Source organism: Bacillus sp. FSL R9-9530 (assembly GCF_038008145.1).
GTDB lineage: Bacteria > Bacillota > Bacilli > Bacillales > Bacillaceae_G > Bacillus_A > Bacillus_A mycoides.
In genome coordinates this window covers 372,579-392,329 of the sequence record NZ_JBBOYO010000002.1, presented here as the reverse complement: position 1 = coordinate 392,329, position 19,751 = coordinate 372,579, and the positions used below count along the sequence as shown (strand labels likewise).

Below are 19,751 nucleotides of genomic sequence, written 5' to 3'. Positions count from 1 at the left end.
ACTCTTAAAAATATGTATTCCAAATAAACTCTTACGGGTTTCATTTTTTAAATTATGCAACTTTCTTTTGTTTTTTCAATCCATTATACTCATAGACAGCACCCATGATATCAAAGACAGTCTTCTTCTCATATCTGTGAGATTTGCGCCCATTCTTCTCTAGAAGGTGGAACAGGCGGATTAAGATCTTTGTTATTTCGTGGGTGTTTCTCTGTATGGGGTTCAGCTTTTTTTAAAATTATTATGTAAATTAAAGAGGCTATATACATAATAACGATAAAAATCGCTTTGTTTTTGTTGTTATGTATATAAAGGAAAAATAAAAGAAAACAAAATACAGTAAATTCAAGAAAGACAAGAATGGCTAATTTGTTTTGAAGTATGATTACAAATTTATTAATAATAGCTGTAATTACTGTGATGACTGCAAATATTTTACTCCATAACTGCAACTTTTGTTCATTAAACATATGCTGTCCTCCTCTATACACTTTCTGTTTTCCTTATTGTAACTTGTATGAATAGCTTTTCATTATAAAATAAACAAAATATTCAGAATAATAATAGTATCCGATTTAATATTTGTTAATGAGAAAAATGAATTGTTTTAGGGTATTTTTGCCCATCACCCTTTTCGGGGGATGGGCAAAAATATCCATCTCGGATTCAGAAACACGTCAAAATGCCTCCAGAATCTTTTTTGTTCTTTTAATACAAATATATTAGAAAGATACGTGAACTACCCGCCACTTAACGTCCTAACGGACTGTTTGAAGTGGGGGCTTCTCGGTTAGTCGTTACTTTTGATAGCTAACGAATTCGTCCTAAGACAGCCGAGCTAACTCCCTTGTTCCAAAGGTTATTTTATTGCTATTTATGCTAACGCTAATAGGCGTATTGCTTCATTTTTGATATTGATAGCTGCGTTATAATCTCTATCGAGATTTACACCGCATATGCAAGAATATACTCGTTCAGACAATGACATGTTTTTTACATTTCCACAACTGCTACATGTTTTTGTGGAAGGAAACCATTTGTCTATTTTCATAAGTTGTTTTCCTTGTTCGTATAGTTTATAAGCTAAAAAAGAAGTGAACATTCCCCAACTATTGTCAGCGACACTTTTTCCAAAATGAAGTGCTTGCGACATTCCTTTCATGTTTAGGTCTTCAATAGCTACAACATCAAAATGAGTAGCCAACTCTTTAGACTTATGATGAAGGAAGTTCTTACGTTGGTTCGCTACTTTTTCATGTAACTTAGCTACACGGATACATTGTTTATTCCGACGAATAGAACCTTTGGTTCTTCTTGATAATACTCGTTGTGCCTTTGCTAATCGGTCTAACATTTTACGATAGAACTTAGGATAATTGGCTTTCTCACCCTCAGAACTAACATATAATCCATCCATCGCAAAGTCTAATCCAACAACTGTTTCTACTTCTTTTTGTACAATCTCTTTTTCGTATTCAGTCAAGATGGACACATAGTATTTACCAGTAGGTGTCATAGAAATCGTACATGACTTGATCATATAATCTTGTGGTATCTCTCTATGCTGTTTGATACGTACCATTTTCAGTTTTGGCAATTTGATATGACCATTAAGCAACATAATATTTCCGTTTACTACATTCGTTGTATAAGACTTTCTGTCTTTTTTACTTTTGAATGTTGGGAAGTCATTTTGACCACTAAAGAAATTCTTATAGGCAGTTTGCAAGTTTAGTTGAGCATTTGCCAAAGCTAATGAATCAACTTCTTTTAACCACTCAAATTCTGCTTTATATTTCGCAGGAGTTGGAAGCTTTTGTTTCTTTAGTTGTTCCTTATCATCTTTGTATTTTTCGTACGCTTCTTTCCGTTCAGCTAACATTCTGTTATACACGAAACGTACACAACCGAAGGTTTTACGCATAAGATATGCTTGTTCTTCTGTTGGATACAAACGGAATTTATATGCTTTATTATGCTTTGTCATATCATTTCACCTCACTTTTCACCTTGATTTTCAATATACTTCATTACCACGTCTATTGGTGAACCACCAGTAGTTAGTAAGCAAAAACTTCTTGACCAAAACATCTCTTTCCAAAGTTTCTTTTTTACTTGTGGAAAATCTCTTTTAATGAGTCGAGAGCTTGCACTCTTATAAGCATTGATGAATTTTGTCATTTCTGTATTCGGATGTGCCTTGAACAAAATATGAACATGGTCTACATCATGATTCCACTCTACCAGTGTTATGTTGTAATTCTCGGATAACCTGATAAACATGTCTTTTGCATAATCTGACATATCATCATCAAACACATTTCTTCTGTATTTTACGACCAACACAAGATGATAATATAACAAGAACACTGAATGATTATTGCTGTCTAATTCCATTGATATACCAACCTTTTTTTCTTTATAAGACTGATTATATCAGAGGTAAAATAAAAAGCAAAGCCTTTTGGCTACGCCAAACCGAAATTCATCTCCCACCTACCGCTGGGCTACGCCCTTCACGCGCTTGAGGAAGGAGAATTCTTTCGAGGAATTCGTTAAAAATGAAAAAACGCCCAGTTGGGAGACAAGGCGTTTCTCGAAAAGTCGAAAGATTATGAGCTGTTATTATATCATATCAACTTTTACTAGTAAAGGGAGGAATGTGGAAATGAAAGGCAGCGTAGTTCTAATGTATTGCAAGGATGGAGTGCTATATCCAGTAGCATTAACAAATGAACAAAACGAGATGCTACAAATGTCATCAATGTTATTTCAAGCATTAAAAGTGGTTTTTGATAAACCGCAAGGACAAGCTATCAACTTAATGGAGGGACGCAAAAATAATGGTTCTGGTGCAAAAATGATTACTTAGACAATCCAACATGAATGTTATATTCTCATGAGAATGAGTTGTTCGGAAATCAGTATAAAAATCCGTATTTTTATACTTTGTAAAGATTGAATGTTCGTAATTACTCTCGTATTTTTGTGTATATTTTGACAGCATTCGAGGTTTTCACCAGAACCTGAAAAAACAGGGAAGGTAATTTGGGAATTAAATACAAAGGGGAAAATAGTTGCAATAACATTTGATGATGGGCCTCATCCTGTCTTCACCCCTCAAATACTTGATATTTTAGCTAAATACAATGCGAAAGCAACCTTTTTCGTAGCGGGTAATAAAGTTAAAAGATTTCCTGCGATTTAAAAAAGGCAAGTAAAAGAAGGACACGAAATTGCTAATCATACTTATAATCATATTTATGATAAAAATATTACCGCCGCTAAATTAACTGCAGAATTAGATCAAGCGGATGAAATTATCAAATAAATTACTGGCTATAAACCCACTCTCTATCGTCCAGTCGGAGGCCTTTACAATGATTTAATTATTAATACAGCTATAAAAAATGGGAAGCTTATTATTCTATGGTCATGGCATCAGGATCCTCAAGATTGGAGAAATCCAGCAGCTAGCAAAATTTCTAGATATATAACCAAAGGTGTTAAACCTGGTAATATCATTCTACTCCATGATTGGAATGGTAGTGAATTTTCTCAGACAGTTAAAGCATTAGAAAGGATTATGAGATATTTATACAGAAGCGATTACGAATGTGTAACAGTATCTGAAATGCTCTATCTTTCCAAAAAAATAATCCCCTCCCCTTTTGATACTTTTTATCAGTGAATCTAGGCTTATTTACTATCTGTTTTTTTAAGTCTATCTTACTAACGGAAATTTATGAGAATTATCTAGAGGATAATATTTTTTAGTAACTCTATATACTAAAGATCATAATGTAAAAAGGAGCTTGCCCTTATAGATAAAAACTGAATGAAGAATTGAAAAGTAATTTATTCCTTAATAAATTACAATTTTAAAAAAGGAGAGACGATGTGTCTCTCCTTTTTATCCATGCATATTTAAAGTTAACGATTAACTCCACCGCCAAGTTGTTGTTCAGCCATTGCTACTAGACGTTTTGTGATTTCACCACCAACAGAACCGTTTGCACGAGCTGTTGCGTCTGCACCAAGTTGTACACCAAATTCTTGAGCAATTTCATATTTCATTTGATCAAGAGCTTGTTCAGCGCCATGTACTAATAATTGATTGCTGCTTCCACTATTATTGTTTGACATGTTATGTCACCTCCTTTACTTTTTAATATGTTTAAAAGTAATCGAAAATATATAATCCATTTTTTGTATTTCATTTTTTCAGTTTTTTAAAGTATAAATTATACATATATTTCACAAAATAGTAATGTGTAGGAGAGCGAAATAAAAAATGCTTGCCATAGAGTATCATGTATTAAACAGACCTCCAGAACACGATGAAACGGGTTGTGCTTTATGAAGGCACAGCCCGTTTTTATTGAAGGGGTTTCTCTTACATACCGATTAAAGAATTGGAGGAATACATATGAAACATATTGTTGCCTTATTAATTAAATATACCGCTATTAGCGCTGTATTATTGATGATACTAGGTATTTTTCAGGGTATTTCGATTCCAAGAATATTGTTTATTTCATTAATAATTACTGCAGTCGCCTATTTAATAGGAGATTTATTTATTTTGCCTAAGTATGGAAACATGGCGGCTACCATTGCTGATTTGGGCGTGAGCTTTGTAGGAGTTTGGGCATTAACGTATCTTTTAGCAGATATAGACTTGACTCGTAATATTGGAGCATCTGCTTTTTTTGCAACTTTGCTTATTAGTGTGGCAGAAATATTCTTTCATATCTATATGAAGAAAGTTGTTTTACACGAGGATGAAGATTCACGAGAATCCACTACTATTGGTCATGATAAATATGCTATGGAGATTTCTGACGAGTATGTAAATTATTCCAAAATAAAAAGAGTTCATCCATCTAAAAAAGTGAAAGATAGGACTGATAAATTGAAATAAAAAAGTGGCCGAGAGCCACTTTTTTATTTTTATCGTCAAGCTTGTTCAGAATTTCGAACATGTAATGGTGGAGGGACTACCCAGCCCTTCTTCTTACTTAAACGTAATAAAGTTACTCCAGCTTGCGCTTTTTTCATGTGAAATTGTCCAAAGAGCATGCCTACATCTTCTCGAAGGCATTTCCCCATAACTTGACTACAAGTTACTAATCCTGCTGCAAGACTTGCTGCAACGGCTGCTGCAATTTCAGCATCATTGATGCGTGCGCCAGGGGGAATATCTTCAATAGAGGCAACCGGTCTTTCTGGAGGTGCTGGTGGTAAAGCAACTCCATTCACCTTTAAAAGAACTTTTAACTCTTCTATTTCAGAAGTCATATCATTCTCAATTAAGTTTTGTAAAAACTTCTTTAAATCTTCATCACCTGTGTGATTCATAAATACTTGATGTCCAGCAACAGCTCCTTGTGCCGCAAGAAGATAACTCCAAATATCAAATACTTCTCCGTAATGTAAAGGCTCATTTTGAGGATTTCCACTTAATACACCCATTTTAAAATTCCTCCCTTTCGAAAATATCATAATAAGTATAGTTTTCAATATTGAAAAGATATTTTTAAGTATGTTTTTTCCTACAAAAGACTTTCTATCATGCATTGGAAACACCTTCCCAACAATGTATGTTTGTAGTCTAGTAAAGAAATTTGCAAACAAAATACTGAAAGATTATCAATAATCTTTCAGTGAAAAATCGTTTGCTATAAGGGTTTATTTTTAAATTAATTAAACAACAGAAATTGGTTTGAATATCTGCTACGACCTATACCAATTAACTCTTATTTATAGTTAAAATTAGCGGTTAATTCCACCGCCAAGCTGTTGTTCAGCCATTGCAACTAAACGTTTTGTGATTTCGCCACCAACAGAACCGTTTGCACGAGCTGTTGTGTCTGCACCAAGTTGTACACCAAACTCTTGTGCAATCTCATACTTCATTTGATCAATTGCATTCTCAGCGCCTCGAACTAATAATTCATTACGACTTCCACTATTATTGTTTGCCATATTGTATCACCTCCTATGTTTTTAACATGCTACGAATCACGGAAAAATATTAATTCCTTTTTATGGAAAATGAATCCCTTTAATTATGGGGTAGTACTAGCGTTCTTATAACTAGGGGCAAAGTAGCATTTCTATAGGAGAGATGCTATTTTTGCACCAGAACCGCAATTAGTGCTGTTGGCTATTTAATTAAAGAATTTCAAAAAACTAGGAAAAGAACACTTGGAATTTCAATAGAATTTTTGGTTCTTTTCTGGTCAATATGGAGTATATCGACTATCATAATCTAATTTGTAAAATATAATGTCTCTTGGATAAAACTTAATATTCCGTCAATACTACGGATAGGCTGTTAAACAGCCGGAAATCTCTTGTGTGTAACCTTACTAATCGAGACTTCCTTCAAGACTGAGCAGTTAGCTTTTGCTAGCTGTTTTTCATTTGAAATCAAATAGTGTTTTTGTTCAAAATGATGCCCCATTCATTTGGACACATTTACCAGTGTTTTTACCAAAAAATTCATGATATGGTTAATTAGTCGAGTACGTCATTACTTGACGATTACCCTTAGAATCCCCGCAGACAAACGGGGTTTCTTTTATTTAAATAGCTTTTTGGTTAAAAGCCTTTCACACTTAAACTAGACAAGCATATGTTATTGTATGGAGACCTTCCAAGCATAGCAATCTACCTTTCAAGGAGCATACTTATTAGTGTGCTCTTTTCATTTGCTACTAAATAACGATTTTGTTAAATTTTTTCGCCTTTTAACTGGACAAGCATATGTTATTGTATGGAGACTTTCCACTCATAGAAATCTACCTTTCTTGTCAAAGAGCATACTTATATGTGTGCTCTTTTTCGCTTGTTATGAAATAAAGATTTTGTTCATTTTTTTGATACATTTATGAAACATTCATGTGTTATCTTCAGTAAGTCCTTTTAAAAACAGAAAGATTTATTATGTAAAAGACCCTAGTCCCCTCTAGGGCTTTTTACGTTCAAATAAGGATTTCATTAAAAAACTGCACATACATTAATCATGGTAGGCTTTTCGATATGAGTCTTGGTCATAGGGCGCCTTAAAAAGCGCTCTTTATTTTTATAGTGACAGGCTCAATAACTCCAAGTAACAAATACAATATAAAAAATTCACTCATGAAAATCTGATTACGATTTTTTGAATTTTTTATATCTCATGAGACATTCACCTATCTTACTAAGAGTGCATATAAAAATGTGCTCTTTTTATTTGTTGTTAAATAAGAATTTTGTTTAATTTCCATTAACCGTTTTATCCACTTTACATATAGTAATATCACATGGAATTTCATAGGTTTCTCTGGACCAGTTACCTTGTATTCCTTGTGAATCTTGTGGAAAGAATCCGTTTATGACTAACGGGTTCTTTTATTTATTTTTCATACAACGATTATGCGTTGGGTTCATCAGTATGGTCCTGAATTGGACAAACGAATCCGTCGTCACCTCAAACAAACAAATGACTCTTGGAGAGTCGATGAAACCTATATCAAAGTAAAAGGTCAATGGATAACTTATTCCTTACAATGGTAAAAGTGCTATAGGAATCTCGCTAATCCAAAAGTTATATGAATCATATTTTGAAGTTTTACGATATGAAATAAATGTCCTTGGATGGAAAGCAACCGAATTAAGACATCTTATAGGTCGTCTAGGTGAATTCTTTTGTGTTCTTTATACGAATGACGAGCTATCCAAAGTGACTAATCAGCATGGATATGATGTCATCAAAGATGGGAGAAGAATAAGTGTTAAAACAACTGCCCAAGGAAAAGGTTTTATCACGATCAATCAAAATACATTCTACCAATTCGATGATTTCTTCGTAGTTCAGTACAAAGATGATGATTTGAAACTATTATTTTACGGGCCAAAGGAAGAAATTCCATCGCTTAGACCATATGGGAATAATTATGAGGTCAATATAAGTTCTTTAAAGAGAGTAGAAAAGACACTCCTTTAAGAGTGTCTTTTCCTATATTTTTTTAGCAGAAGCAACTGCATCCGATAATGATTAATAGTATAAAGAGTACAACGAGTAAAGCAAATCCGCCACCAAAACCGCAGCCTTCGCCGCAACTACCACCATAGCCCATAACAATAGTTCCTCCTTTAGATAAGAGAGTGAAACTAGGATTCATTCCATGTATTTTAACGGGTTCACTTTACCTTATGTTTTTATGCCTGAATTGAGCAGGTCCTAAAAAAAAGACGCCATAAGGCGTCCCCCACAATTGGGTAGATAAGGTTTAGTTTTCTAATTTAAAGAAATTATGTATCACACCTTGAGAGTATATCATAATATCTATTAAATTTAATATTCTATGCATTATTACATAAAAGAAAAGAGACCCTAATGTGCCTTTCTACTCTGTAACAAATTTAAATACATAGTACATAAAAAATAAACAAGATAGATATGCTAGTCTGCCAGCAATCAATTCTTTCATAAATTTCATAAGTATCACTTTGACAAGCAATGCTAAAAATAACGGTATAAACAGTACCATAGCAAGTTTGATCGCTATGTCATTTATAGTTGGGTTAAACGGTTCAAAATTAATTATGATATTCACTTACCTTTCTCTTAATCCTTTTATTTTTATAATACAATTTATATTGTTTTGTCCACTAAAAAATGACACTTTAAGTTGCCTTCCTCTCACTTAAACCACCCAAACTTGAAATTTCTACATTTTAATAGGAAATATTAGGAGGTTAATTTTCACTTTCATGTTAAAATATTCAATATTCGTATTGATATTAGGGAGATGAATAGTATGTCTGGTGATTTCAACATGGATTCTAATTATTATGTAAGTGGTGCTGAAATCTTAGAGTTATTAGGTAGTTTAAGTCGTTTATTAATCGTACGTGAATTGGTTGTAAGTGGGACTTTAACAGTTTCTCAGTTGAGTGCTGCGACGCATATTTCGGAACCTATGATTTTACAACACTTACGCAAACTAACTATAGGTAATATTGTAATTAGCGAGCGCAAGGGTACAAGGCTTTATTGTAGAATAGAAGATAAGAAAGTTATTGATATTATCGATTTATTAGGATTATTATATTAAGTTTTATTTGATGTCTTTTTTGAATTTAAGCACTTTATAATTGAAACAATAACAAATAAAAAAGACACCCTAAGGTGCCTTCCTGCGACTTGAACCATCGTATTGTAATATGGTATCGGATGCCAATCCAATTATTATTTTACCACGTTAAATAATTTCGGTTATTGAGAAATAATAAAAGCCCTCTTTTGAGTGCCTGTTTCTAATTTATTACATCCTTAATTGATTGTAAATTGATTTGAATACGTGAATTCACCACGATATTTAATTGCAGCTACATAAGTACCACTTGTATAGCTATCTGTGATAGGAGTTTGCCAAATTTCTGTTCCAGGAAGAAATTCTGGTTCTATTGTTTGGAATCGTTCTAGGGTACCATTTGTGTGGACTTTAAAAATTTTCATTTGCGCACCAAAATGTTCTCTACCAAAGTGCTGTGTTAAGTAAAATGTATCACCAGTTATTAAATCCCCAATTTTCCAATCAGGTTGATATGTACTTTCCACGGAACTTTCCAGATCCACAATGGTTTTAAATCCCCAATCATCATTAAATGAATCTGAGTAAGCTGCAGTAACTTGTGAGGTAGGCTTAATCATTTCTATTGCAGTAAACCCGCTAAATGTTAACGCCCCAATTAATACTAATTTTCCTAATTTCATTATTGTTTCCCCCTATTAATTTTCAGAAATATTAAAAATCAAAAGTCATACACACATAATAATATAATTGATTGTATTATATTTCAAATATTTTCTAAAAAAATCCATAAACACAAAAAAGACACCCTAAGGTGCCTTCCTCCGACTTGAACCATCTGAATTTTAATAATATGTATTGTACCCCATGCCCATCAAGCTAAGATTTTTAATTCTCCCCATAACAAAAATTTTATGCATCGTTGACTGCTGATAATGAGACATTATGTTAACTAGACGTGTATGAAATATACAATCAAACAAAATTTTTTCCATTTTTATTCTTATTTTAAAATAGATGCACAATCAAAATTCCACCAACAAATAAGATTGAAAATCCTACGACTATATATAATCCGTTTTTTGGTATTCCTAATATAATTGCAAGATAACTAAAAGAAAAAGCCCATTATGCTAAAACTATGATTTCTAACATCTTCTTTTTCATTAAAAGTTAAGCACCCCAAATCCCCTTAAAAAAGTTGTATTCGTAATATTGTGAAAAAATAAAAAAAGACCCTACAAGAGGGTCTTTCATCAGCTAATATTAAGCTTTTTGAACATTAGTAGCTTGTAGGCCACGTTGTCCTTTTTCTACTTCAAATGTTACACTTTGTCCTTCGTCTAAAGATTTGAAACCGTCGATTTGGATAGCTGAGAAATGTACGAATACGTCTTCTCCACCTTCACGCTCGATGAATCCAAAACCTTTTTCTGCATTAAACCATTTTACTTTACCTTGTTCCATAATTGTTGCCTCCTAGTGTGGATACCCACACATATGTTACTACCCTTGCTCAAATACCTTAGACAAAAAACAAAATTTATTCTTAATCTCAAACCGAACAAAAATAGGTCTTTCTTAAATTAACATACTTTCTGAAAAATAGCAAATTTCAAAAATAAGTCCTTATGGTAATTAGCTACTAATAGTTGTTGCTGGAGAAAAAGTCACTATGATAGTCATCACAGCAAGAAATTGCCAAAGGATCTCAACAATATCATTGGTTTGATTTTTTTCAGACATTCAACAACTGATAAAATTAGCTATTTTCGAGTTAAATTTTACTTCTGATAACGGTAATTATGTAAATGAGCTGTCCATTTGGACAGCTTATTGTATTTTTGCTTAGCGTGGTTTTTTTGATGCATGTTGATCGTTTTTATCGTTTTGGAGTAACTCGTCCTTGTTAGCTTGATGGATATGTGGTGCGACCCCAATAAAGTCGCTTTAAAAATAATAAAGTTGTTTAAAAATCTAAGTTTTATTCAACAATCGGGCCATTTTGTGGAAGATCAGCAGAAACTTTTGAGATCTTAATCAAAATAGTAATTAATCTATCGAAGTTGTAAAATAAGGGTAAGAATAGTTCTGGGGGGATTTATATCAATTATAATGCTATTAATCTAAGCGAGAAACTGTCCAAATTCAGTGAACACTGGTCGCCCAAAGTCATTGGTGAAATGAATGACTATCAGTTTAAGTTAGTGAAGATTCTGGGGGATTTTGTATGGCACGATCATAAAGACACCGATGAGGTATTCATCGTGATAGACGGCGAGATGTCCATCACATTCCGCGATGGACAGGTCAAACTTTCCAAAGGAGAAATGTATGTGATACCAAAAGGTGTGGAGCATAAGCCTTATGCTGAAAAGGAATGCCATATAATGCTGGTAGAGCCTAAAGGTGTAGTCAACACTGGTGAAACTAATTCCAAACTAACTGCTGAAAATAATATATGGATTTAAATCAATAATTCAGTTACTTTCTTTGGATCAACATATAAAAGGAAGTTACATATTTTCCACAATCGGGCGCTATTGTTGAATAAAACTTAGATTTTTAAACAACAGGTATTCCTTGGGATTCTGTTTATGACAAAAGAACAAAAAATGTCAACTCGGAGAAGTTTTATCAAGAAGCATTAAAGCTTGCCGGGGATTCAACATCTGACGATGTTGAATTAATTGAAACAGAGGAAGAATAAGAGTGTCAGTTTATTTCTTATTAAGAGGGTGATTATTATGACTTGCGTACACGAATTTGGGATACTTGATGATTTTGACATTCAAAAAAAATACAATGATTATATCCCTCAGAAATACAATTGTATTTCTGTTGATGATGATATTATCAATAGTTTAATTGATAATTTATCTATAGTTTAATTGATAATTTATCTATAATGAAAACATACTTTCATTCATTTAATCGCCCTGAATGTGGATTAGCCTATTACGGAATAACAATTATCCTACCCGAATCATTATCATTGTTTTATGATGTAGTCACATCATCAGGGTATTTTAAAAATTCTACCGAACTTAGTGAGCTGGCTTCAAAAATTATACAAGCAACAGAAGAAAAGAAATATATGATACATTATGGGGTTTGAACCTAACTAAGTTCGTTTTTTAGGTTGTGCCATAAAGATTTAACAGCTCCTATTTTTTAACAGCATTATTATTTAAACAGTAAGTGTTTTAAAAGATAAAAAAACAGCTGTTTTCAGCACAAAAATAGTACTATTTCCAAGAGGGATTTTTCACTTCTCCTTAGGATAGCACTACACTACATTAAATAACTTTATTATCATTTTACAACTGTAACTTCATTCACCTTTATTAATATTATTATATATACATTCATTAATTAATATATCGATGTCTTGACTTAAATACAAAACTTGCTTATGGGTAAACCCATACTTCTCTACAAGTTTAATTAGTTCTTGTTTCTTTGATTCAATTAGTTTTTGTAAATCTCTCATCTCCATATCTTTAAAAGCTCCTTTAATACTATTTAGCAGTTAAATTATAGTATAAATATAAAAATAAGGGAACTGGTAATTTTGGCAATTGAGATTTAAGGTAGAATTATATATGTAGGAATCTATATATGCAGAATTGCATTTAAAATCTTCTATATTGATGTTATACTAAGATTAATCGAGAAGCATCTAATTAATCACTACATTTTCTTAAATAGCATGTCAACGTATAAAAAGACACTTTAAGTAGTGTCTTTTTATACGTTTTGACCCCTAATACTAGGGTAGAACTAACACATAGTTATAAACTGTATAGAATCCCCTATTGTATGTTGTTTGCTTTTTTTATTATTATTCTGGTACGTGAAATTATAGTAATTTTGTTTGTTCTTTGTGTCACTTGTTAAAATTAATATAGCATTCTATATGGATTATGTGGTAATATATAAGTAGAAAATTTGTTATCCATTGTTTATACTCTATTGTACGTAGCGTGAAGGACAAACCTTACGCCCTGTTAACTCGGGCGAGGTTTGTCCTTTTTTTATTTAAAGGAGGAATTTACTATGAAAAAAATCTACAAAATCGGAGCACTTGTAACCACCCTATTCGTTGTTTGTATCACGATCTTCACTTTAACAAAAAATGAATCCGTCAAAACAGAAACTGTAACACCAGAAAAAGCAATTGTATCTGCTGTAGATGCAGAAAGAGCAACAAAAAATATAAAAGATATTTCAAAAGAAGAATTAAAGCAAAAAATAGAGTCTCAAGACGAGTTCATTGCCTATTACTATCAACCAGCGTGTCAATATTGTAAAAAAGCTGCCCCAGATATCAATAGCATGTCGCAGAAACATGATAGGACCATTTACCGTATTGATATCTCTACACCAGAAAATCAAAGTGCCTTTCAAGAGTTCGACATTCCTGGTACTCCAGTTGTTGTAGCTTATAACAGAGGCGAAGAAATTGAACGCCTTGAAGGAGCAGTGTCAGCTGCGACATACGATGGATTCTTTGCAAGACGTAATTCGAGCGCTAGCTAATATAGTGCTCGTTTTTCTTTTTTGAGAAAGGAGAATTTAGATGCAACAAAACGTTCGTATTCATTCGTTAGACATGATAAGAGGTATAGCCATACTATGTATCCTATTTGCTAATCTACCTACTATGACAGGACTAGATTCCTTTAATCAAGCAGGTTACTCCGGTATAGATAAAGTAGTTCGTTTTCTGGTAGATTTACTGATATCATCAAAGTTTTATACCATTTTTGCATTCTTATTCGGCATGGGATTTTATATCTTTATGAGAAATACAGAAAAAAAGGGGTATCCCATATATAAGCTATTTAGTCGTAGGTTATGTATTCTATTACTATTTGGTGTAATTCACTTTATCTTTCTTTGGTATGGAGATATTTTACATGCATATGCTATAGCAGGTTTTGTTCTATTGTTCTTTTATAAGCGGTCTACTAAGCTTATTTTTATAACAGGTTGTAGTTTTTTACTTGCTAGTTATACTCTACATGTTATTTTATTTTTATATGCAAGCCCTTCTATTCCTGAAGAGATACCAAAATACTATCAATATATGTTTACAGGCAACACTACTAATCACACAGTGAATCTATTTTCGAATTATTTACATCAAGTAAAAGCTCGTTTGTTCTTTCTTATGACACAGGAATTTCAGCAACTTCTAATAGGGATCCCGGAATATATTGGGTTATTTTTAATAGGTTTATGGGCTGGAAAGAAGAATATTTTTAGACGCGTATCGGAACTCAGAGGGAAATTTCAAATTTTACAGTGGAGTTCGCTATTCCTATCATGTCTGCTCTCCCTCCCTATCATCTATTATTTTATAGAAACAGATGTCTATTACTCTATCCATATCCAGTTATGGATTCTATTCGGAGGAAAATCCCTCGCTATATTCTACATATGTTTTCTCCTTTTAATATGCGAGAATGAAAAATATGTAGGGTGGTTACAACCTTTTATGGCTATTGGTAAATTTGCCTTAACTAACTATATTAGCCAAAGTATACTCACGCTAGTGATTCTCTCAGCGTGCTTCCAGGACATTTCACAAGTAACATACTGGCAACTATGTATCTTTGGGATTCTTATTTGTATCGTACAATGTATATTCAGTACACTATGGAGTAAGTATTTCCGATATGGACCTATCGAATGGCTATGGAGAAAATGGACTTATAAATAAAAAGACGTGCTGTTTTATCAAGCATGTCTTTTTATTTACTCATATTTAGATTATTTGTAACATCAGTACAATGAAGTTCATCGCTGCATGAACAATATAAGAAACTAATAATTGATTTGAACGTTTATATACGAAGGCTAATACAACCCCAATACAGAAATACCCAAAGATAAATGGAAAATCAAAATGCATAATTGCAAAGAACAATGCACTGATTACGATACTCCCTGTTTCTTTAAACTTCTTCATTAAAATATTCATGGTTGCATATCGAAATACCAGTTCCTCTACTAATGGGGCAAGAATTACAATGGATACAATCGCAATTGGTGATATCACTGCAGCTGCGACTGTACTAGATGTATTTTCTGATTGCGTAGATAACTGGAATAAACTTTTATCTAAAAAGCTACCAATCATCTGTGCAAAAAAAACGAATACGATTCCTGCAAGAATCCACCCCCATGTGGCTTTCGATAATTTGATTGATAGCCTAGGTTCTTTAATCCATTCTTTCTTATATAAAAGAAATATGATTCCTAGTGTAAGCAGAAACCCTATTAACTCCCAATGTACAAGGATCTCTTGAATCGCTTGTTGCTGATTCCTCTGAATACCATACCAACCTGTCTTAGCCAGTAATTGTACTCCTATAATTCCGACAAATTGAGTCATAACAAAATAAATAAGAATGACATAACCTGATTTGTATATATTACTATTATTCATATTCTTGGATTCATCCTTTACCTTTTTCTCTAGTTGCGATAGGTAAAACTTTGAAGTTATCTCCATCTTTTCCCCCGCTTAGCACTGTACGTGCGACTTTCATCGCATACAGCGCCCCATCTTATTCTTCTATACTAAAGCAACCAGATTACAAATAATGTTGTACTCACCAACGTATTAATTCCCCTTTCTTACGAAAGGTCACATCATCTTACTCGATCCTGTGAGTTACATCTAATTGATTTAGTTTTCAAAGAATAAGACTAAGGACTATCCCTCCACATTTATTACATGCTTCGTCGGTACTATGTCCCCACCTTCACAAGAATGAAGCAATTTTGGTTCATTAGAACCTTATATGCATCTGTCCGCTAGTAGGCGTTGGTGACAGTTTCTTGCTTACCACGTTCCGATTGACTTAGCTATACATATATCCTTAGGCGCTTGCTTTAAGCCTGTTATCTTTACACCCTCATCGTTGGATGTTCCGAATTTCATACTATTTACTCTTACTTTTCGGTAGATAACGTCGTCGTTGACGACATACACATTTCTGATGTATTAAACGTTTAGACCCGTACATTCACAAGTTCGCCAGTCCTTTGTCGGACATTCTCATCATAGATATTTTGTAGCATCCCGACTTATCCATCACCATATGATTTCTCACTTAGGTTTTGTTCAGCCGACTTCACCTAGCTTCATACAATTTGTGACTACTATCATGCCTTGCATGTAGGAGTATCAGATAAGTAGTTTCAGCTCAACCTGACGGCTTTCATTTCTACTTTCAGTCAATCAGTTGTTGTTATCGAATTGATAACCCTCCTATTTCGTGTTTGCACACTTATAAGGAAACGTGTCGCGCAAATAGCGTTTTTGTTAGAAACTCATCTTTTTCGTTTCCTTACATTTAAACTCTTATATATGGTAAAATATAGTAGATATATATTTTAAGGAGGTTTTAATATGCCACACGCAGTTTGGCTGCCTATTCTCCTAGCAATATTCGTCGTATTTTTCCTTGATAAAGAGGAAAAACACAAACAATAGCTTTATTTCTTTTTCCCAGCTTAGATATTGCGTACATATATTTAAGCTGGGATTTTTTTAAATAATGATTTTGTTAAAAACTTCTCACATTTAAACCGGACAAGCATATGTTATTGTATGGAAGCTTTCCATTCATAACATTCTACCTTTCTTATTTGAGAGCACACTTATATGTGTGCTCTATTTTTTTTAAGATAAAATAACGATTTTGTATTAAATCCGCACACCCCTGAGAACCTTACATACGATAGCATGTGGTATTCTTTTTCAATTTTAGTTTTAATCAGAGAGTGCCTTGGAAAGCACTCTTTAGTTTTCAAGTAAAAATTCTGGTCAAATGATTCACATTCTTAGAAAAAGTCACATATATTATCCTGTACTCTTTTACAGTAAGAGTCTTGGTCCTAAGAGCACTGTCAAAAGTGCTCTTTTAATTTATTGCAATGGATCACGTTTTACATACAATGCAATGAGCAGACAAGACATAGTTTCTATATAATCGTGTACATTTTTTGTACGCGATTTTTTTATTAAATAAGGATTTTGTTTAATTTCCATTAACCTTTTTGATCCCTTTGAATACATTATTATTGCAAGGAATTCCACAGAGTACTCTCGTCCAGTCACCTCGAATTTCTTGCATACCTTGTGTAAATAACCCGTTATAACTAGCGGGTTATTTTATTTTTGATTACAAGATAACTATTTTGTTTAGTTTCCTTGGTATTCAAGTTTGCTAGCATCGATTGATTCAATGTTTTCAATTGAACCAAATCCAGGATACTCATTTATCCCTTTTAGCCATTCTGTTGTTACTTTATTTATTTGTTCTTGAAGCTTTTCTCCCTCATCTGCTGGTATACCTGAAAGCCAAGATTCTGCAACCTCTCCACATTCATCGGTTGCTCGTTCATATAATTCATCTAACAATACATCCGCATTTATCCATGGTACATACTGTTTGAATTGTCCAATTTGGAATTCATTATCAACTGACGCTCTATCTGCAACCATTCTATCTGTCCAATCCTTTAAAGCCGCTTGAATAGCTTCTTCTTTAGTTTCGTATTTATCGCTTGTCCAAATATCGCTATTACTATTAAGGTTGTACATCCATTTCATATCTCTCATTCCCCTTTACGAATAATCATTTTTGTTTTGTGCATACTACATCTGAGCCGACTTCCCACCGGCTGTACTCTTTCAAAACGGAGCTCTCTCCTCCGTGTCGCTTAAGAACAGGCGGGTAACTTAATTAGTTGCCTGCCGTTTTTACGTATAATCGTAAAATTTCTTGTCCATACTATTTAGAGAAAACATCTTATGCCATTTGGAGCGACCTCCAGCACATGATATTTGTACGGCCGTTCCTATAAAAGGAACGGTCTTATTTTATCTTCACGTTCCCCTTTTCGATTAAAATAACGCTTTTATATGAAAAACGTGCACAGTTTTGACACATCAACCATCACAATTACTTGAAAATTCGTGATAATATTAATTTGTTGAATTCGCCAAATTTCGACATTGTACGACAACAATATCTCTCCTAAAAAGTCCCTGTCCCCGCAGGGATTTTCTCTTTTATTTATTACTTTTGGTTATACTGAATCCCCATCCCGAATGAAATTTAAATTGTATATTATTAAAATCTTTCGAATTATTATCTTTATATAAAAATTATATGATTTATAATCCAAAATATTCTTTTCCTACTAATCTCACGCTGCCTGCAGGTGTTTTAAACCTATTTCTAACGCACCCGTTCCACCAAACCCTTGATTAAATAAAAGCGGAACATCATACTTCTTCGCGTATTCCTTTGCTACATCAATAGATACATGGCCACATGCACCTTTCTGCACAACAATGACATCACATTTTTTAATGACACTACGAAAAGTCTTCTTTACGCCACCATGATTCTTTCCGTCATGAAAAATTACCTGACAATCTCTTTTTTTCGCTAGTTTTTCTAACGTCCTACCATTTGATCCACCTAATACTAGAATTGTATTCATTCCCACTCACTCTCCTTATTTTTCTTTTTTGTGTATGTACTTGGCGATGTTAGCAGTACAAGGTTACAAACTACAATATTCATTAACACTACGGCTACTACTATTAATATGGCAAAGACCGGCAACAAAAGCATAAAGATAAAAGCACTTACGACCAAGCATACAAAGATGAACCCGTTGCTCATGTCTTCATAACCGTCTAATCCTCGCACTATATTTAGACTATGCATCCAAACCGTGATAGCATCCCAATGTTCTACTAATAGATATCCTCCACCCAAAAACAAAGCCCATCCGAATAATGTCCCTAAAAATCCTGATCCCCTTCCAGAAGAATATCCCGCAAAAAAGTTTGCTGCTGTTCCAAATAACATTCTCATTTTTTCTTTCCTCCATATCTATTTCAAATCAGTTATATATATAGATTTCATTTAGCTATGGTTTTATTATATCAGAAAATTATGAATATTCAATAAATGTTTTTAGGGTACTCTTTATTTTTTTTAGAAAGGGTTGTGTTTTTTCTTCCACAACCCTCATTTTCCACTTAATCCACTGGTACTTCTTCTTGCCCGTGCGGAATTTGTTCAATTGGTGTTACAATTTGTGCATATTGATTGACTTGCACTTTAAATTGACGTGGTTCAAGGAAATTCACTTGTTGAATTTGAACTTCAATGTGGTACGTATCTACTTTTTTTCCGCGTTCTATTTTTGTAATACGAGCATTATAGAATTTATCTCCATGCAGGAAATATCGTTGTACAGCTTCTGTTGCAAGCATGCGCTCATTACTTGTCATTTTCATTGGCTCAATACCAAATCCAGCCTTTGTAAACAAATATGGCACATCATAACTGCTGGAAGATATTTTTCGTAGTAAGTCTTCTACTGTTTTTGTTTTCGCGATATATTCCTCTTCTTTTGTATCAAATCCCTTTGGCTTATCTCCAAGCATTTCTATTTCATCTTGATTTACTTGTTCTTCCTCTTGTACTTGTGATTTCATCATGTAACGATGAATGGTATTATAGGTAGCTACACCTAGCACTAAAACTATGACCCCCAATACCACCAAGTACTTACGAGGCATATTGGACAAAATATTGATTACTTTCTTCATCTTCTCTCATC

The 19,751-nt window shown here is 33.3% G+C and carries 21 protein-coding genes and 5 pseudogenes; 10 read left to right on the top strand and 16 right to left on the bottom strand.

What is annotated here, in order from left to right:
- Window positions 1–52: 52 nt before the first annotated feature.
- The 3 genes and pseudogenes from MKX66_RS29770 to tnpA form a co-directional block, all read right to left on the bottom strand.
- Window positions 53–217 (bottom strand): annotated as a pseudogene (locus MKX66_RS29770) (IS4 family transposase); the annotation flags it as partial.
- Between the two features lie 657 nt (window positions 218–874).
- Entirely contained in the window at window positions 875–1,987 is a 1,113-nt protein-coding gene (locus MKX66_RS29765) for an RNA-guided endonuclease TnpB family protein (protein ID WP_341088092.1), read from the bottom strand.
- Window positions 1,988–1,998: 11 nt separating this feature from the next.
- Window positions 1,999–2,397 (bottom strand): IS200/IS605 family transposase, encoded by a 399-nt coding sequence (gene tnpA, locus MKX66_RS29760; protein ID WP_341088091.1) that lies wholly within the window; start codon window positions 2,395–2,397, stop codon window positions 1,999–2,001.
- A gap of 271 nt (window positions 2,398–2,668) precedes the next feature.
- On the opposite strand from tnpA, the gene MKX66_RS29755 reads away from it, so the two are divergent.
- Window positions 2,669–2,872 (top strand): hypothetical protein, encoded by a 204-nt coding sequence (locus MKX66_RS29755; RefSeq protein ID WP_341088089.1) that lies wholly within the window; start codon window positions 2,669–2,671, stop codon window positions 2,870–2,872.
- Between the two features lie 174 nt (window positions 2,873–3,046).
- Window positions 3,047–3,691 (top strand): annotated as a pseudogene (locus MKX66_RS29750) (polysaccharide deacetylase family protein).
- A 242-nt stretch (window positions 3,692–3,933) separates the two neighbouring features.
- Here MKX66_RS29750 and MKX66_RS29745 read toward each other — a convergent pair.
- Complete coding sequence (locus MKX66_RS29745; protein WP_002140088.1) at window positions 3,934–4,146, bottom strand: alpha/beta-type small acid-soluble spore protein; 213 nt, start codon at window positions 4,144–4,146, stop codon at window positions 3,934–3,936.
- 283 nt (window positions 4,147–4,429) lie between these two features.
- On the opposite strand from MKX66_RS29745, the gene MKX66_RS29740 reads away from it, so the two are divergent.
- On the top strand, window positions 4,430–4,924 hold the full coding sequence (locus tag MKX66_RS29740; RefSeq protein WP_341088087.1) for a YndM family protein: 495 nt from the start codon (window positions 4,430–4,432) through the stop codon (window positions 4,922–4,924).
- Window positions 4,925–4,959: 35 nt separating this feature from the next.
- Here the strand turns inward: MKX66_RS29740 and MKX66_RS29735 are convergent, their stop codons facing one another.
- The gene (locus tag MKX66_RS29735; RefSeq protein WP_341088085.1) at window positions 4,960–5,475 is read right to left on the bottom strand and encodes a DUF3231 family protein; all 516 of its coding nucleotides are present in this window, start codon (window positions 5,473–5,475) and stop codon (window positions 4,960–4,962) included.
- A gap of 300 nt (window positions 5,476–5,775) precedes the next feature.
- The gene (locus MKX66_RS29730) at window positions 5,776–5,988 is read right to left on the bottom strand and encodes an alpha/beta-type small acid-soluble spore protein (protein WP_098916876.1); all 213 of its coding nucleotides are present in this window, start codon (window positions 5,986–5,988) and stop codon (window positions 5,776–5,778) included.
- A 1,410-nt stretch (window positions 5,989–7,398) separates the two neighbouring features.
- Between MKX66_RS29730 and MKX66_RS29725 the strand changes: the two are divergent.
- Window positions 7,399–7,542 (top strand): annotated as a pseudogene (locus MKX66_RS29725) (IS6 family transposase); the annotation flags it as partial.
- A 19-nt stretch (window positions 7,543–7,561) separates the two neighbouring features.
- Window positions 7,562–7,993: pseudogene (locus MKX66_RS29720) on the top strand (DUF6998 domain-containing protein); the annotation flags it as partial.
- Window positions 7,994–8,015: 22 nt separating this feature from the next.
- Here the strand turns inward: MKX66_RS29720 and MKX66_RS29715 are convergent.
- Together MKX66_RS29715 and MKX66_RS29710 are read right to left on the bottom strand one after the other, a co-directional pair.
- Window positions 8,016–8,126 carry a YjcZ family sporulation protein gene (locus MKX66_RS29715; RefSeq protein ID WP_078401698.1) on the bottom strand — a complete coding sequence of 37 codons (111 nt, stop codon included), beginning with the start codon at window positions 8,124–8,126 and terminating at the stop codon, window positions 8,016–8,018.
- Between the two features lie 270 nt (window positions 8,127–8,396).
- Window positions 8,397–8,606 (bottom strand): hypothetical protein, encoded by a 210-nt coding sequence (locus MKX66_RS29710; protein WP_341088079.1) that lies wholly within the window; start codon window positions 8,604–8,606, stop codon window positions 8,397–8,399.
- 204 nt (window positions 8,607–8,810) lie between these two features.
- On the opposite strand from MKX66_RS29710, the gene MKX66_RS29705 reads away from it, so the two are divergent.
- Window positions 8,811–9,107 carry an ArsR/SmtB family transcription factor gene (locus MKX66_RS29705; protein WP_341088077.1) on the top strand — a complete coding sequence of 99 codons (297 nt, stop codon included), beginning with the start codon at window positions 8,811–8,813 and terminating at the stop codon, window positions 9,105–9,107.
- A gap of 218 nt (window positions 9,108–9,325) precedes the next feature.
- Here MKX66_RS29705 and MKX66_RS29700 read toward each other — a convergent pair whose 3' ends face one another.
- Complete coding sequence (locus tag MKX66_RS29700; protein WP_341088074.1) at window positions 9,326–9,769, bottom strand: DUF5065 family protein; 444 nt, start codon at window positions 9,767–9,769, stop codon at window positions 9,326–9,328.
- A 583-nt stretch (window positions 9,770–10,352) separates the two neighbouring features.
- Window positions 10,353–10,553: a cold-shock protein gene (locus MKX66_RS29695; RefSeq protein ID WP_060750964.1), complete on the bottom strand. Its 201-nt coding sequence runs from the start codon at window positions 10,551–10,553 to the stop codon at window positions 10,353–10,355.
- Between the two features lie 638 nt (window positions 10,554–11,191).
- Here MKX66_RS29695 and MKX66_RS29690 point away from each other — a divergent pair.
- The gene (locus MKX66_RS29690; protein WP_050001571.1) at window positions 11,192–11,557 is read left to right on the top strand and encodes a cupin domain-containing protein; all 366 of its coding nucleotides are present in this window, start codon (window positions 11,192–11,194) and stop codon (window positions 11,555–11,557) included.
- Window positions 11,558–11,833: 276 nt separating this feature from the next.
- A pseudogene (locus MKX66_RS29685) lies at window positions 11,834–12,204 on the top strand (short-chain dehydrogenase).
- A gap of 216 nt (window positions 12,205–12,420) precedes the next feature.
- Here the strand turns inward: MKX66_RS29685 and MKX66_RS29680 are convergent.
- Entirely contained in the window at window positions 12,421–12,585 is a 165-nt protein-coding gene (locus MKX66_RS29680; protein WP_002166777.1) for an aspartyl-phosphate phosphatase Spo0E family protein, read from the bottom strand.
- Between the two features lie 560 nt (window positions 12,586–13,145).
- Between MKX66_RS29680 and MKX66_RS29675 the strand changes: the two genes are divergently transcribed.
- Window positions 13,146–13,628 (top strand): thioredoxin family protein, encoded by a 483-nt coding sequence (locus MKX66_RS29675; protein ID WP_341088072.1) that lies wholly within the window; start codon window positions 13,146–13,148, stop codon window positions 13,626–13,628.
- A 40-nt stretch (window positions 13,629–13,668) separates the two neighbouring features.
- Window positions 13,669–14,814 (top strand): DUF418 domain-containing protein, encoded by a 1,146-nt coding sequence (locus tag MKX66_RS29670; protein ID WP_341088070.1) that lies wholly within the window; start codon window positions 13,669–13,671, stop codon window positions 14,812–14,814.
- Window positions 14,815–14,859: 45 nt separating this feature from the next.
- Here the strand turns inward: MKX66_RS29670 and MKX66_RS29665 are convergent, their stop codons facing one another.
- The 5 genes from MKX66_RS29665 to MKX66_RS29645 all read right to left on the bottom strand — a co-directional run bounded on the left by MKX66_RS29665 (window position 14,860) and on the right by MKX66_RS29645 (window position 19,740).
- Entirely contained in the window at window positions 14,860–15,543 is a 684-nt protein-coding gene (locus tag MKX66_RS29665; RefSeq protein WP_341088069.1) for a CPBP family intramembrane glutamic endopeptidase, read from the bottom strand.
- A gap of 1,764 nt (window positions 15,544–17,307) precedes the next feature.
- Window positions 17,308–17,718 (bottom strand): hypothetical protein, encoded by a 411-nt coding sequence (locus MKX66_RS29660; RefSeq protein ID WP_341088068.1) that lies wholly within the window; start codon window positions 17,716–17,718, stop codon window positions 17,308–17,310.
- Window positions 17,719–18,317: 599 nt separating this feature from the next.
- Entirely contained in the window at window positions 18,318–18,617 is a 300-nt protein-coding gene (locus MKX66_RS29655) for a DUF2325 domain-containing protein (RefSeq protein WP_002169762.1), read from the bottom strand.
- A complete protein-coding gene (locus MKX66_RS29650) occupies window positions 18,614–18,997 on the bottom strand; it encodes a hypothetical protein (RefSeq protein ID WP_341088066.1) in 384 nt (127 codons plus the stop codon). The genes MKX66_RS29655 and MKX66_RS29650 overlap by 4 nt, the downstream gene beginning before the upstream one ends.
- Before the next feature lie 167 nt (window positions 18,998–19,164).
- The gene (locus tag MKX66_RS29645) at window positions 19,165–19,740 is read right to left on the bottom strand and encodes a hypothetical protein (RefSeq protein WP_002166785.1); all 576 of its coding nucleotides are present in this window, start codon (window positions 19,738–19,740) and stop codon (window positions 19,165–19,167) included.
- Between the last annotated feature and the right edge of the window lie 11 nt (window positions 19,741–19,751).

Coding starts and splice junctions, on each gene's coding strand:
- MKX66_RS29740 (WP_341088087.1), top strand. CDS start 4,430: ATGAAACATATTGTTGCCTTATTAATTAAATATACCGCTATTAGCGCT.
- MKX66_RS29700 (WP_341088074.1), bottom strand. CDS start 9,769: ATGAAATTAGGAAAATTAGTATTAATTGGGGCGTTAACATTTAGCGGG.
- MKX66_RS29665 (WP_341088069.1), bottom strand. CDS start 15,543: ATGAATAATAGTAATATATACAAATCAGGTTATGTCATTCTTATTTAT.
- MKX66_RS29745 (WP_002140088.1), bottom strand. CDS start 4,146: ATGTCAAACAATAATAGTGGAAGCAGCAATCAATTATTAGTACATGGC.
- tnpA (WP_341088091.1), bottom strand. CDS start 2,397: ATGGAATTAGACAGCAATAATCATTCAGTGTTCTTGTTATATTATCAT.
- MKX66_RS29695 (WP_060750964.1), bottom strand. CDS start 10,553: ATGGAACAAGGTAAAGTAAAATGGTTTAATGCAGAAAAAGGTTTTGGA.
- MKX66_RS29675 (WP_341088072.1), top strand. CDS start 13,146: ATGAAAAAAATCTACAAAATCGGAGCACTTGTAACCACCCTATTCGTT.
- MKX66_RS29680 (WP_002166777.1), bottom strand. CDS start 12,585: ATGGAGATGAGAGATTTACAAAAACTAATTGAATCAAAGAAACAAGAA.
- MKX66_RS29650 (WP_341088066.1), bottom strand. CDS start 18,997: ATGAGAATGTTATTTGGAACAGCAGCAAACTTTTTTGCGGGATATTCT.
- MKX66_RS29765 (WP_341088092.1), bottom strand. CDS start 1,987: ATGACAAAGCATAATAAAGCATATAAATTCCGTTTGTATCCAACAGAA.
- MKX66_RS29730 (WP_098916876.1), bottom strand. CDS start 5,988: ATGGCAAACAATAATAGTGGAAGTCGTAATGAATTATTAGTTCGAGGC.
- MKX66_RS29660 (WP_341088068.1), bottom strand. CDS start 17,718: ATGAAATGGATGTACAACCTTAATAGTAATAGCGATATTTGGACAAGC.
- MKX66_RS29705 (WP_341088077.1), top strand. CDS start 8,811: ATGTCTGGTGATTTCAACATGGATTCTAATTATTATGTAAGTGGTGCT.
- MKX66_RS29655 (WP_002169762.1), bottom strand. CDS start 18,617: ATGAATACAATTCTAGTATTAGGTGGATCAAATGGTAGGACGTTAGAA.
- MKX66_RS29735 (WP_341088085.1), bottom strand. CDS start 5,475: ATGGGTGTATTAAGTGGAAATCCTCAAAATGAGCCTTTACATTACGGA.
- MKX66_RS29715 (WP_078401698.1), bottom strand. CDS start 8,126: ATGGGCTATGGTGGTAGTTGCGGCGAAGGCTGCGGTTTTGGTGGCGGA.
- MKX66_RS29755 (WP_341088089.1), top strand. CDS start 2,669: ATGAAAGGCAGCGTAGTTCTAATGTATTGCAAGGATGGAGTGCTATAT.
- MKX66_RS29670 (WP_341088070.1), top strand. CDS start 13,669: ATGCAACAAAACGTTCGTATTCATTCGTTAGACATGATAAGAGGTATA.
- MKX66_RS29645 (WP_002166785.1), bottom strand. CDS start 19,740: ATGAAGAAAGTAATCAATATTTTGTCCAATATGCCTCGTAAGTACTTG.